The 12,240-nt window shown below is 30.5% G+C and carries 15 protein-coding genes; 7 read left to right on the plus strand and 8 right to left on the minus strand.

Translation table 11 applies throughout. The annotated features are described in order from the left end of the window. Positions 1-260 precede the first annotated feature (260 nt). On the minus strand, positions 261-836 hold the full coding sequence (locus tag LQ686_RS08070) for a GNAT family N-acetyltransferase (RefSeq protein WP_239733258.1): 576 nt from the start codon (positions 834-836) through the stop codon (positions 261-263). Positions 837-1,041: 205 nt separating this feature from the next. Between LQ686_RS08070 and LQ686_RS08075 the strand changes: the two genes are divergently transcribed. Beyond that, positions 1,042-1,914, plus strand: a complete 873-nt coding sequence (locus LQ686_RS08075; RefSeq protein ID WP_239733259.1) for an AraC family transcriptional regulator — start codon at positions 1,042-1,044, stop codon at positions 1,912-1,914. Between the two features lie 26 nt (positions 1,915-1,940). Here the strand turns inward: LQ686_RS08075 and LQ686_RS08080 are convergent, their stop codons facing one another. Next, positions 1,941-2,930 carry a siderophore ABC transporter substrate-binding protein gene (locus LQ686_RS08080; RefSeq protein WP_107590847.1) on the minus strand — a complete coding sequence of 330 codons (990 nt, stop codon included), beginning with the start codon at positions 2,928-2,930 and terminating at the stop codon, positions 1,941-1,943. 172 nt (positions 2,931-3,102) lie between these two features. On the opposite strand from LQ686_RS08080, the gene LQ686_RS08085 reads away from it, so the two are divergent. Beyond that, on the plus strand, positions 3,103-4,323 hold the full coding sequence (locus LQ686_RS08085; protein ID WP_239733260.1) for an MFS transporter: 1,221 nt from the start codon (positions 3,103-3,105) through the stop codon (positions 4,321-4,323). Between the two features lie 228 nt (positions 4,324-4,551). Then, a complete protein-coding gene (isaB, locus tag LQ686_RS08090; RefSeq protein WP_210126734.1) occupies positions 4,552-5,103 on the plus strand; it encodes an immunodominant staphylococcal antigen IsaB family protein in 552 nt (183 codons plus the stop codon). A 2-nt stretch (positions 5,104-5,105) separates the two neighbouring features. Here the strand turns inward: isaB and LQ686_RS08095 are convergent, their stop codons facing one another. Beyond that, the gene (locus LQ686_RS08095) at positions 5,106-5,420 is read right to left on the minus strand and encodes a thioredoxin family protein (RefSeq protein ID WP_058590832.1); all 315 of its coding nucleotides are present in this window, start codon (positions 5,418-5,420) and stop codon (positions 5,106-5,108) included. Between the two features lie 146 nt (positions 5,421-5,566). On the opposite strand from LQ686_RS08095, the gene LQ686_RS14270 reads away from it, so the two are divergent. From LQ686_RS14270 to LQ686_RS08110, 3 genes are all read left to right on the plus strand, one after another. Further along, a complete protein-coding gene (locus LQ686_RS14270) occupies positions 5,567-5,680 on the plus strand; it encodes a DUF6440 family protein (protein WP_308192878.1) in 114 nt (37 codons plus the stop codon). Positions 5,681-5,713: 33 nt separating this feature from the next. Continuing rightward, a complete protein-coding gene (locus LQ686_RS08105; RefSeq protein ID WP_107565791.1) occupies positions 5,714-6,493 on the plus strand; it encodes a GH25 family lysozyme in 780 nt (259 codons plus the stop codon). Positions 6,494-6,560: 67 nt separating this feature from the next. Further along, entirely contained in the window at positions 6,561-6,938 is a 378-nt protein-coding gene (locus LQ686_RS08110; RefSeq protein ID WP_239733261.1) for a nuclear transport factor 2 family protein, read from the plus strand. A gap of 23 nt (positions 6,939-6,961) precedes the next feature. Here LQ686_RS08110 and LQ686_RS08115 read toward each other — a convergent pair whose 3' ends face one another. The 3 genes from LQ686_RS08115 to LQ686_RS08125 all read right to left on the minus strand — a co-directional run bounded on the left by LQ686_RS08115 (position 6,962) and on the right by LQ686_RS08125 (position 9,571). Beyond that, entirely contained in the window at positions 6,962-7,186 is a 225-nt protein-coding gene (locus tag LQ686_RS08115) for a TetR-like C-terminal domain-containing protein (protein WP_107565792.1), read from the minus strand. A 516-nt stretch (positions 7,187-7,702) separates the two neighbouring features. Then, positions 7,703-8,527, minus strand: a complete 825-nt coding sequence (locus LQ686_RS08120; RefSeq protein WP_239733262.1) for a trypsin-like serine peptidase — start codon at positions 8,525-8,527, stop codon at positions 7,703-7,705. A 57-nt stretch (positions 8,528-8,584) separates the two neighbouring features. Continuing rightward, on the minus strand, positions 8,585-9,571 hold the full coding sequence (locus LQ686_RS08125) for a YeiH family protein (RefSeq protein WP_204192566.1): 987 nt from the start codon (positions 9,569-9,571) through the stop codon (positions 8,585-8,587). Positions 9,572-9,668: 97 nt separating this feature from the next. On the opposite strand from LQ686_RS08125, the gene LQ686_RS08130 reads away from it, so the two are divergent. Further along, positions 9,669-10,511 carry a LysR family transcriptional regulator gene (locus LQ686_RS08130; RefSeq protein WP_239733263.1) on the plus strand — a complete coding sequence of 281 codons (843 nt, stop codon included), beginning with the start codon at positions 9,669-9,671 and terminating at the stop codon, positions 10,509-10,511. Between the two features lie 185 nt (positions 10,512-10,696). Here the strand turns inward: LQ686_RS08130 and LQ686_RS08135 are convergent, their stop codons facing one another. After that, complete coding sequence (locus LQ686_RS08135) at positions 10,697-11,305, minus strand: FMN-binding negative transcriptional regulator (RefSeq protein WP_239733264.1); 609 nt, start codon at positions 11,303-11,305, stop codon at positions 10,697-10,699. A gap of 88 nt (positions 11,306-11,393) precedes the next feature. Further along, positions 11,394-12,146 (minus strand): IclR family transcriptional regulator, encoded by a 753-nt coding sequence (locus LQ686_RS08140; RefSeq protein ID WP_107565795.1) that lies wholly within the window; start codon positions 12,144-12,146, stop codon positions 11,394-11,396. Between the last annotated feature and the right edge of the window lie 94 nt (positions 12,147-12,240).

Consider the following 12,240-nt stretch of genomic DNA (forward strand, 5'->3'; position numbering starts at 1 on the left):
AGTCTAACAGACCATTTATCGCTTAATTAAGCTACTTATTTTTAAAAAAATAAGTAGTGATCAAACAACTATATCTGTTTAAACTTCAAAATAAATATAGTTGTTCGATTCATTAAAAACCAAAGGTTGATTACATTCTAAAGATATTACACAAACATATGGACTTGACTATAAAATAAATTACCGGTCCAGAAATGAGAAATACAGGCCGATAAATAAAAATATAGACCCGAAAACCTTGTTTTCGGGTCGCTCAATCTTTAAGATTCTATCAATTTTTCGTTATGTAAATTAATATAATATACTTCGTTATCTGTCCATTCATCAAATTCATAAATAAAGTTCTTTCTTAATACTTCAAATTCAAATCCTAATTTTTTAATGAGTTTTTTAGAAGGTTCGTTATCTACATTAATATGTGCTTCTATGCGATGAAGTTTTAATGTTTTATAACATTGGCTGATGACTTCTTTCATAGCTTCAAATGCATAACCTTGATTCCAAAATTGGTTGTGCAAGAAATAGCCACATTCTCCCCATTGGAAGTCAGACCTGCTTAATACTTTAATATCCAGCATGCCTACATGTTTGCCATTTTCTAGAAATATTCCAAATATAAACGTATCGTCTTGTTTAATGAGCGCTTGTTGTTTATCAACGAGTGCTTTAAACCAAGTTTCGTCGCATTCATCCATATTGATTTTCCCTTTGTCGTGTTTATATTGCGAAGGATATCGATTTTCAAAGCCTTCAATCCAATCTTTGTGGTCATCATAGTTTAAAGGTCGAATCGTCAACATATTCGTACGGAAAGTTAATTCTTTATCTGTATACATTAAAAATCCCCTTTGTAAAAATATGTGTAATTTATTACATTATATACCTTAATTACCTAGGTTTGTAGAGGAAGCTTACAATAAAGATGTATGCTATTCATGAATTATTAGAGGTAATGAATACTATCCGATATAATTTGGTTATATAACGTCGAGTAAATATTATAGTATTAAATTATGATTAACCATGTAAGGAGGGAATGGAATGATAGATGATTTAAATAAAGCATTAGATTATATTGAAGATAATTTAACAAATGACTTATCTATTGAAAATATTGCTAAACATGTAGGTATATCTGATTATCACTTTCGGAAAATATTTCAGGCAATATCTGGTCTGCCTTTGAGTGAATATATTAAAAAGCGTAAATTGTCATTAGCTAATGTTGATTTAAAAAATGGTGAATCTGTTACTAAAGTAGCCTTTAAATATGGTTATCATTCAGTAGATGGATTTAGTCGCGCATTTAAAAACTGGACAGGTTCTTTGCCATCAAATGCAATGCATCTTGCATGTATAAAATCATTTCCTAAACTTACTTTTACGATAAGTATAAGAGGAGGTATAGATATGGAATATAGAATTGAAAATAAACCTGCTATCAAATTTGTCGGGGTTTCAACAAAGATACCTATGCAGTTTGAAGGTGTAAATCAAAGTATTGTAGAGCTTGCAAATAGTATTTCAAACGAACAAAAATCATATATGCATACACTTAATAATATTGAACCAAAAGAAGTATTAAATATTTCTTATGATGCTGATGCATATTTTGAAAAAGAAGAAGGATACTTAACTCATATGATTGGTGTAATTACTGATAAAGTAGAAATAAATCGTGAGTTATTAGATGTTTTTGAAGTTGAAGCACATACTTGGGCTGTATTTCCTAATGAAGGACATTTCCCATCTACAATGCAAAATACTATGGCAAGCATTTATGCAGAATGGCTACCATCTTCTGGGTATGAATTAGAAGATGTACCAAATTTCTCATTTACAAAAATGAATACCCAGGAAGAAACAGCTTACAGTGAAATTTGGATAACAGTTAGAAGTATAGAAAAAGTCTAGGGTGCCATACCCTAGACTTTTTCTCATTAATAAGCTTTCTCTATATCATCTAATTGTTTAATTGTTGAACTAATGCCACCAGAACCGAAGAACCATGTGTTGGAATCAAACTTTAGTATATCTTTATTTTTGATGGCACTAACATTTTTAATGACTGGATTTTCAAGTTCTTGTGGTAATCCTTTAGAATCATCATCTGTTCTATTTATATAGAAGATTTTGTCTGGATTCTTTTCTGCGATATATTCATATGATACTAACTGTCCGCTTGAGTTTGCTGGCATGTCTGGATCAATATGTTTGATACCTAAATCACCACTTAAAAAGCCACCATATCTACCAGTTTTACCGTATGTCTTAATGCCTTTTTGGTCAATATTCGCAAACATAACGGTATCGTCATTCACTTTATTTTTTACAGATTTAACTTTTTGATCAAGTTTCTTTATGAGTGATTGAGTTTCATTTTCTTTATCGAATATTTTTCCAATATTTTGTGCATTTTCCTTAATAGATTCTATGTAACGATCATCATCAGGACTCACGTAAAGTACTTTTGCGTTAGGTGCGGCCTTTTTAAATTCTTTTAAGTTTTTAGTATAAGCTTGCCTAAATGATATTAAAATTAAATCCGGATCTTCTTCAGCGATTTTTTCAAAATTCGGTCTGCCGGGATTTCCTAAATTGGTATATTTATCATCTTTAAACTCTGATAAATAACTTGGTAAGAAATCACCATTTGGACCTTTAGGAATAGCTGTTATATGTTTTTGTAATTTCAAATCTTTCATAATATCTAAAGCCCCATAATCCATGACAATAACTTTTTTAGGATTCTTAGGTATTGTTAAAGTTTCAGTTTTTTTCTTACCTCTATTATGATCTTTATTCTTTTCTTTATATTCAAAAGTATTCTTAATTGTGACAGTATCTTTATGACTGACTTCACCTTTACTATTACTACATGCAGATAATAATAAAAGAACACAAACGATGACGGTTATATACTTTTTCATGATTGCCTCCTATTTTCAATTGATAACATTTCTCAATTATACAAAATAATTTAAGAATAACAAGTGCTATTTTTAAAAATCGGGAATGTTTTAGAGGGTGCATATTTACTTATTCCCCATATAGAATAATTTGTATATAATTAAAGTAAGTCATGATATGGTGGTATGCAATATGAAGAAAAACTATATATTTATTATTTTATTTACCTTTTTTAGTATTATTGGCAGTAAATTATTTACATTTGCGCTTTCTTTTCATGTTTTAAAGATAACAGGAAGTGTACAAGCATTTTCTAATATTATGATTATATATTCGCTCATATTTATTTTGGGTAGCACTACTATCGGATATTATATAGATAAGATTAATAAAAAATCATTTATTATAACTATGCAGAGCATATCGATTTTATCAATTATAAGTATTTACTTAATACCAAATAGTTTAAACCAACTTCTATACATATACATAATTGTAATCATTTTAACAGTTACAGATATGGCTGTATCACTCACTTTTAACAGTGGTTTGTTAAGTTTAGTTAGTGAACGTTTTATAGATCAAACAGTTTCATATAGAAATGTCATTCAGAATGTATTACAAATAGGTGCTCCAATTTTAGGTGGAATAGTATACGCTTATTTCGATATTAAGACTTTTATGATTATTATGTTTGTAACTGAGCTCATTTCATTAATAATAGTGCTTAATATTGCGTTTAATAAAGTTCTAGCAAGTAAAGTCTATGAAGAAGTTAAGGATACATTCTTTAACAGTTATAAAGTTGTATTTAAATTTTTGAAATCAAATAAAGATATATTTTTAATACTATTATCAGGATCTATCATTAACTTTATGTTTGGTTTCGTTACGGTAGGTATTCCAGGAAGTTTTGTCACTATATTTAATATGAATTCTAAACAGTTAGGAATCATTGAAACAGGATTTCCGCTAGCAGGTATATTGTTTGGTTTGATTTATCCTAAGTTGAAGAATAAAGGAACACTTGTAGCAAATATGCAAGTTGCCATGATTACTTTAGCTGTGGGAATACTCATATTATGTATTCCGTTTATAACAGATTTATATAATTTATCGATACTTGTAATATATTTTATAAGTATATTTATTATCGGAAGCGGCGTCGTACTGAGTAATGTACCGATAAACATTTATGTACAAAAAAATGTACCAGAACAAATAAAAGGTAAATATTTAGCATTGTCACAAACAATGTCACAAGTAATGATGCCTTTTGGAATTTTAGTTGCAGGTATACTCTTTGACATTAATTCAGTATTCTATATTATTTCGTTCACCTTTACCGCAATATTATGCTTTATCTTGGCATATCTTTACGCATTTATCAAAAAGCATGACGGCGTAATTTGAGGGATTATCAATAAAGAAATAGAAGTATTAGAATAAAGTATATATTAAACCCCAACTCGAAAATATCGGGTTGGGGTTTTTAAATTTATTAAAATGATTATTATTAAACAAAAGTAATAAAAATAAATAAATGTTTTATTTAATATTCCTTGTAATTGAAATTTAAAAGTGTAGGATGAAGGTGTATCATCTTATGATACATAATCTATATAAAGGGAGAGTAATCGAATGAACAAATTTTCAAAAGTTTTTGTTTCAACCGGTTTAGCAGTAGCGACAGTATTTACGGTAGGCGCGGCGGGTAACGGTCATTCCGTTGATGCGGCGAGCAACAGTAATATGGATAGCCAAGCTTCTCAACCTTATACTTCTTATTACAATGGATATGTGAGTTATGATCCTGGATTTTTCATAACGGATACATTCAAAAAAGGATTTGAATCAGGTAATTTCACGTTAAATGGATATGAAACACCTGCACATGAAGATTATGCTAAAGAACATGAAGATGAAGCTAAAAATATAAATTTATATGATCAAAATTTAAATGTATATAGTAACTACGGTTTAGATGCTAATGCACAACCGACAAATGCAAATCAATTTAATTTATCGATAGATGATGTTGTTGATTCTTACGGTACAGATTTCAGTAAATCAGGTAGTCCGAGAAGTGTTGAAGGTCAATATTCTTGGAGTTTAAATGGTTATAAAATTGCCTTCACTTCTGATGAAACAGGTACTGTAACGAGAATTGATTTCTATACGATTGTTGAATAATGCTATAGATTGTTAAATTGTTCTATACGATATTGAAGTTCATCAAAGTCTATTATACGGGCTTGTCGGTGAACTTCTTTTTGGTTGTAATAAAGTAATACGACAGGTGAAGTGAATAAATTTAATTGTCCGACTGCTTCTGGCATTTGATTAGCAACAATTTCGTATGCTGGAATGTCATAGTCTTCCACCATTTTTTGTACGATTGGATGATCTGCTTTACATACCGAACAATTCTCGCTAGATACATAGATTAGTGTGAATGTATGTGCATCAATCTGTTTATTTAATTCATCAAAAGTTGTGATGATTTTCATGAAATTTAGCTCCTATCATTTAATTATAATGGCAAATATTATACCATTATATGAGAATAGGAGGAAAAAATATGTTTGGTAATAAAGATAATAATCGATTTTATGTTAAATAGGTAGATAATGTTAAAGGATTAGGTCGCATTTCGATTCTTGTTGATCGTGAAACAGGCGTCAACTATATCAATGCTTGGGTAGGTACAGGTAGTGGTTTAACACCATTGTTAGATGAGAATGGAAAACCTGTAATAGATAAAGTTTAATAAAATATACATCAAAGTCAAAGGAGTATTTAAATGTCTAGAAGATTTCTAAAAATGATGATAACAGTTGTGACGATGATGTTAATCATCAATGTATCATCTGAAGAAGTAGAAGCGGCCCAAGAAGAAGGTACGATGGGTCATGGTTATAAGAAATACATAGAAAATGAAAATCAAAATACTTTTAGAAATAAACAAGAAATAGAGGAATCTTCGACAGTAGCTAAAGATGATTCGATACTTGATTTATCAGAATGGCAAGGTGAATTAACTGCAGCTCAAGTTAAAAAGCTTAAAGCCAATTATGACTTTATTATTTTAAGAGCACAGTATGGTTCAGACTATAAAGATGCAACATTTGATACAAATTCAAAATTACTTTCTGCCAATAATATGAAGTATGGTGTATATACATATAGTATGTATGAAAATGCAAGTGAAGCAAGAACAGAAGCGAAATCGCTATATAATAGAGCACCTAATGCAAGTTTCTATATCAATGATTATGAGGAAGAATCAGTTGCTTCAGGAGATACGAATGCAAGTACACTCGCTTGGTTAAATGAAATGAGGAAGTATTCAGGCGATAAGAAAGTATTACTATATTCTTATGAAGACTTTATGGTTAATCATACAGCAAATGCTGTCGGCTCTTATGATGGTTATTGGTTAGCCTCATATCAAGAAACACAACCTGAAAGAGAACATGTATTATGGCAATACACAGATAGTTACTATTCATCAGAACTTGATCAAAATGTCGATGCAAATGTACTAGGACCAAATGTGCAAACAAGCTGGTTTATAAATTAATGAGCATTATGATTTCTCTTTTGTAAAGTGAACGGTATAATCACTTGAAGAAAAGAAGGTGAATATAATGAACATATTAGATGAATACTTTATCTTATTTGATGAAGCAAGATACAGTGAAGAAAGTTTTCATAAATTAAATGAACTATTTCATGATGATATAGAATTTGTACTAAATAAGAAGACTTTTAAAGGTAAAGAAGCTTGGAAGCAGTTTGTTAAAAGTGTTTATACAACAAATAAAGGTTTAAAACATATGCACAACGGTTGGACGCAAAACGAAGACGGTAGTTACGAAACAGATTGGGCAATTTGTGGTAATCGATATGAAACAGGTGTTTATACACAAGAAGGCAAAGATATCGCAAGATTAGATGCAAACGGCAAAATTATCTACTTAGAAAACCAACCTAAAGATGATCAATTGTTTTCAAATCAATCATAAAAAACTTAGAAGAGTTCCTAAAATTATTTTGGGAACTGTTCTTTTTCCATTAATGGGACGGGACCATTATTGACGATTGTTGTGAAATGTTTGATTAAATGAGATTTATCGATTCTATTTTCGTCTTGTATCCAATGTTTAATAAGTGAAATACCTGCACCTGATACATAGCTTGTGAAATATAGTAATGGAATATCACCAATAGTGTTGTTGATATTCTTATATGAACTTAAATGATCAAATATCAATGGTTAATAGATAAAAATCGAGAAAGAGCTTTTTCTGACAGACGATTATATTAAATAGTACGAATTTAATAGTTAAATAAATATTGTCTAATTTGACATAAATTGGTATAATAATGTTAATAAATAATCGGCGTTGTAGCGCAGATATAAAAATTAATACTACATAGAAATATTAAAAGAGACTGAGACATTACTTTGTGTCCCAGTCTTTTTTTAATTGAAAAATCAATCTAAACGTGAGGTTCTATGTTGCTTGTTTAGGCTGTCTTGCAACATACAGAGGTTCTATGTTGCTTGTTTCACCAGTCTTGATAAATACGAGGTTCTCAACATTGCTTGTCGAGCCCCGCTTGCAATATTCAGCCTCTCAACATTGCTAGTCACGCTCCACTTGCAATATTCAGCTTCTTATTTCTAAAAATGAAAAAAGTCTAGAACATTTCTGTCCCAGACGTTTGTATGTCTTAAATATCTATATAAATAGATACTTTAAAGCTAGGATTTTGTATCCCAGCTTTATTTTTTATGTTCTTCTATAAATGCTTTTGTCTTACTAGTAATGAGTGGTCCGCCTGTGTATATGTCTCTAGTTGATGGGTTTTTGACTTTTTCAGTTGGACGAATGCCATGTGCATGTATACCTATGACATGGTTGTCTTGATTAAATACTGGAGATCCTGAAAATCCTATAGTTCGATGCATGTGTCCGATATATTCGATATAGTCTTGAGTTGGTTTAAGATAGAATCCTTTTGATTGATACATATATTGACCGTCATATGGTTCTTCATTTGGATAACCTGCCATAAATAATGCTGATTTAGGTTTCAATTTTTGAATTTCACGTTCGGATGCTATAGTTAAAGGTTTAATTTTAGGTGTTAATGATTTTTCAGTAATGAGTACTGCGACATCTCTTTCGTTTGATTTATAAAATTGCTTAATCTTGAATTTCATCGGTGTATATTGATTAGATTTAGCTGGAAAGAAATAAAATTGTTTCTTTCCCTTATTTCCGTCATCATCACTTGCGACATGTGAAGCTGTGATAACTGTATGATCATCGACGACAAACCCTGTTGCGCCATTTCCTGACTTGCCTGTTTCATCAGATGTAACTTTACCAACAGTTTGACTGATAGTTTTGTCGTTTGAATGAAATGGTTTGATTTTAAGTTGCTCATTTGGAATTTGTGAACCTAATTTAAAAGCTTCTTGATAATCATGATGTGTTGCTTTAGTAAATGTATCTTTATAGGTTGCAGGGACATCAGTTGGTATCAATAAATAATTGAACATGGAAATTATGAGTATTAAATATAATTTAAGGTATAACAGCATTTAATCACAATCTTTCTCAAAATTGAATCATCACTATGTTATACCCTGATATTTCTATTATAAAAATCCAACGACAATAAATGTGATTACTGATAACACGATTGACGTTATAAGCATTGCTATCATTGGTTTGAATGCTTTTGTTTTTAAGTCACTGAAAGATACATTTAAACCGATACCGACCATTGCCATAATTAATATGAGTGATGTAAATTTACTGATTACATTTAATATGGCTTCAGGAATAGGAATGAATGTATTCACAGCGCTCATAATTAAAAATCCAATTAAAAAGTACGGAAAGTCTATTTTTTGTGACACTTTATGTGATCTCTTTCTATTAACGATAATTAAGAAAATAATACTTAATGGTATTAATAGAAATACTCTACCTAACTTTGTTAATAAGCCAATGCCTAATGATGACTGTCCTCCGGCATCTGCTGCTAAAATAACGTGTGCAATTTCATGTAAGCTTGAACCTGACCAAATACCATAAAATTCAGCATTCATTGGAAAAATAGCGAATAATAGCGTGTAAGTTAAAGAGAATATTGTACCCATTATGGCCACTAAACCTACACTCATCCCAACATCACTGTCTTTAGATTTAAGAATAGGTGATATTGCGGCAATTGCAGCTGCACCACAAACACCAGTTCCAACACCTAATAACAAGACTAAATTGTTATCTCCTTTAATGATTTTATTTAAAAACAAAATAAACAATATCGCAAAAGCGACGACACCAACATCTAGTAATAATAATGTGCTACCTTGGTGAATAATCGTCCACAAATTTAATTTAAGCCCGTATAGAATAATCGCAAATCTTAATAATTTTTTTGATGAAAATGCAATCCCCGATTCGATTTGCGTAGGATATCCCCTGAAATGTCTATATAAAATAGCTGTAATAATCGCAATTGCGAGTGCACCAACTTTGTTAAATACCGGTAAATACGATAAAAGTATACTGACAATAGCAACTAAAAACGTAAATCCAATACCGAGTAAAAAACGTTTATTAAATTTCTCCCCCATAATGTTCACCTCAACGTAAGTTTAAGTGCAAGATGAATATTTGTGAAATGCTATTTTTAAATATATAATATAACAAAAATGATATGAGGTGGTTGTAATGGAAGATAAATTACAAATCTTAAAAGTTATTGTAGAAGAAGAGGGCTTTACGAATGCTGCCGAAAAGTTATATAAATCACAGCCATCAATAAGTAGAGATATCAAAACACTTGAAGAAAAATATCAAATTAAGATTTTTGAAAATACAAGAAAGCATATTATTTTGACAGAAGAGGGAAGAGAGTTATATAACTATGCATGCCAATTAGCAATATTAGATGAGCAATTGCAAACAAAAATTAATCAGCATAAAGGAGATGTGAAAGGGAAGTTTGTCATAGGAACGAGTCACACTTTCGGTCAATCGATGTTACTAGACTTAACAATCTATCTACAAACAAAATATCCAAAATTAAATATTCATATATATGTCTATAACTCAGCTGATATATTAAATAAGTTGAAAGATTACTCACTTGATCTAGGCATTATCGAAAAGCCAGTACTGGACGACAAAATCAATAGTGAAGTCCTAACGAGAGATAAACTATTACTCGTGAAAAATAAACAAACAAACCAAAATTTAAATCAATTAAGATGTTACGTTAGAGAAACAGGATCGGGTATAAGATATTATCAAGATATGCTATTACAGCAATTGAATTTAACATCTCGTAAAGTCGTCATTAATGATAACCAATTAATTTTAGAACTCGTTAAACAAAACATGGGCTTTACGATATTATCCAATTTCTCTATAAAATCATTTGATGAAGATTATATCGTCACAAACGACCTAGATTTAAATCGTAATTTCTTTATAGTGTCTAACAAATCAAGATACAAGACAAATAAATATAATACGATCGTAAATGAAATTAAGAACTATGAGTTTAGATAAATACATAAAGAGACTGGGACATAATATAATGTCTCAGTCTCTTTAAACATCTTGGCAGTAGCTGACTGAATTGAAAATGCGCTTTTAACAAGCTTTTTTCAACTCTAGTCATCCTTGCCGGGGCGGGACTACGAAATCTTTTTATACAAATTAGATTTCTGTCCCGCTCCCTTATGTAACAACATTTATTTATTATCTTCAATTTCTTTGGCCAATACTGTATCTACAGGATTTTCACTTTTATTAAGTTCCGAAACAATATTCTTTTTATCAATGTCACTACGATACTGGCTTAGTTTATAAGCAGCATCAATTTCTTCAATTTCCATTTTAAAACCTACAATACCTTTAACTTGTTTTTTCGTTTGATCTGATAAATTGTTCCAAGTTGCACCATTTTGTCGATGACTTTCATATTTATTTAAAAGGATCGTCAAATCATCTACTAACTCTGACTCACTTAACAAATGCCCTTTACCATACGCATGTATACTTTGGTAATCCCAAGTTGGAACATCTTCTTTTTCATACCATGTAGAAGAAATATAAGCATGAGGACCATGGAATATGATAAGGATATGTTCGTTTGATTCGATTGTTTGCCATTGTTTATTAGCATTTACAAAATGGCCTGACACATATAAGGTATTATCTTTTTCTTCAATATTAACCGGTAAATGTGTAGCAAGAGGTTTTAATTCGTCATAAGTAATGATGGTTACAAAATTATTATGCATCATAAAATCTTTGATTTTTCCATAATCCTTCATTTGATAATATTTTGGTACATACATGTAAAAGCCCCCTTATAAATCATTCATCATAATGCACGAAGGCTGAGAGATATCGTGCGCCACCCACTCTCTAAAATTACTTATTCTCTTAATGATACCCAAGTAATCTAGAAATTTTGTTAGCACATGTTTTTAATTCATCTACAAAGAACTCTTTCTTATCTAATTCTGTTGTAGGGAATGAAAGGCTGATAGCGCCTTGGACTTCGTTTCGATAGTTTACGAAGTATGTACTTACGCAATATATGCCTTTTTCGTTTTCTTCGTTATCAACGGAATAACCTTGTTCCCGGATGACTGCTATTTCATCGATGAATTGATCATAGTCTGTGATTGTATTTTCGGTTAGTTTAACAATGTTCGATTGATTCCATATTTCTTGGATTCTTTCATTCTCATACGTCGAAAGGATAGATTTACCTACTGCTGTGCAATACATTGGTGCTCGTTTCCCAATTTTTGATGCCATCGATCGATTGTTATTACTTGGTATAAATTTATCAATATATACCACTTCGTTATTGTCTTCCACTACTAAATGACATGTTTCCCCAACTGTTGTCATCAGCTGACTAATCATACTTTTAGCTACATTTAAAAAATCAATATTTTGTACACGTTTATTCCCAAGTTGGAACATTTTAAAAGTTATTTCATATTGATTGGTCAATGCGTTTTGTTGAACGTAGCCATTGCTAATCAATGAATTAACAAGTCTATGTACAGTTGCTTTAGATAATTGAGTTTCATCTACTAAGTCTTTTAATGATATTTGTTCTTTTTCAGATATGATTTCTAAAATGCTTAATGCGCGGTCAATGGATTGAACGTTAGAAGCCATAATCATCACCTCTTTGATAAAAATATAGCATAAATTATTCTATGAATTAAGTAACATAGATGAAAATAAATAATTGACAACGTTTTCACAAACG

The sequence above is a fragment of the Mammaliicoccus sp. J-M41 genome (genome assembly GCF_022385935.1).
Lineage (GTDB): Bacteria > Bacillota > Bacilli > Staphylococcales > Staphylococcaceae > Mammaliicoccus > Mammaliicoccus sciuri_A.

Coding starts and splice junctions, on each gene's coding strand:
- LQ686_RS08105 (WP_107565791.1), top strand. CDS start 5,714: ATGTCTAGAAGATTTCTAAAAATGATGATAACAGTTGTGACGATGATG.
- LQ686_RS08075 (WP_239733259.1), top strand. CDS start 1,042: ATGATAGATGATTTAAATAAAGCATTAGATTATATTGAAGATAATTTA.
- isaB (WP_210126734.1), top strand. CDS start 4,552: ATGAACAAATTTTCAAAAGTTTTTGTTTCAACCGGTTTAGCAGTAGCG.
- LQ686_RS08140 (WP_107565795.1), bottom strand. CDS start 12,146: ATGGCTTCTAACGTTCAATCCATTGACCGCGCATTAAGCATTTTAGAA.
- LQ686_RS08085 (WP_239733260.1), top strand. CDS start 3,103: ATGAAGAAAAACTATATATTTATTATTTTATTTACCTTTTTTAGTATT.
- LQ686_RS08080 (WP_107590847.1), bottom strand. CDS start 2,930: ATGAAAAAGTATATAACCGTCATCGTTTGTGTTCTTTTATTATTATCT.
- LQ686_RS08135 (WP_239733264.1), bottom strand. CDS start 11,305: ATGTATGTACCAAAATATTATCAAATGAAGGATTATGGAAAAATCAAA.
- LQ686_RS08130 (WP_239733263.1), top strand. CDS start 9,669: ATGGAAGATAAATTACAAATCTTAAAAGTTATTGTAGAAGAAGAGGGC.
- LQ686_RS08070 (WP_239733258.1), bottom strand. CDS start 836: ATGTATACAGATAAAGAATTAACTTTCCGTACGAATATGTTGACGATT.
- LQ686_RS08120 (WP_239733262.1), bottom strand. CDS start 8,527: ATGCTGTTATACCTTAAATTATATTTAATACTCATAATTTCCATGTTC.
- LQ686_RS08110 (WP_239733261.1), top strand. CDS start 6,561: ATGAACATATTAGATGAATACTTTATCTTATTTGATGAAGCAAGATAC.
- LQ686_RS08125 (WP_204192566.1), bottom strand. CDS start 9,571: ATGGGGGAGAAATTTAATAAACGTTTTTTACTCGGTATTGGATTTACG.
- LQ686_RS08095 (WP_058590832.1), bottom strand. CDS start 5,420: ATGAAAATCATCACAACTTTTGATGAATTAAATAAACAGATTGATGCA.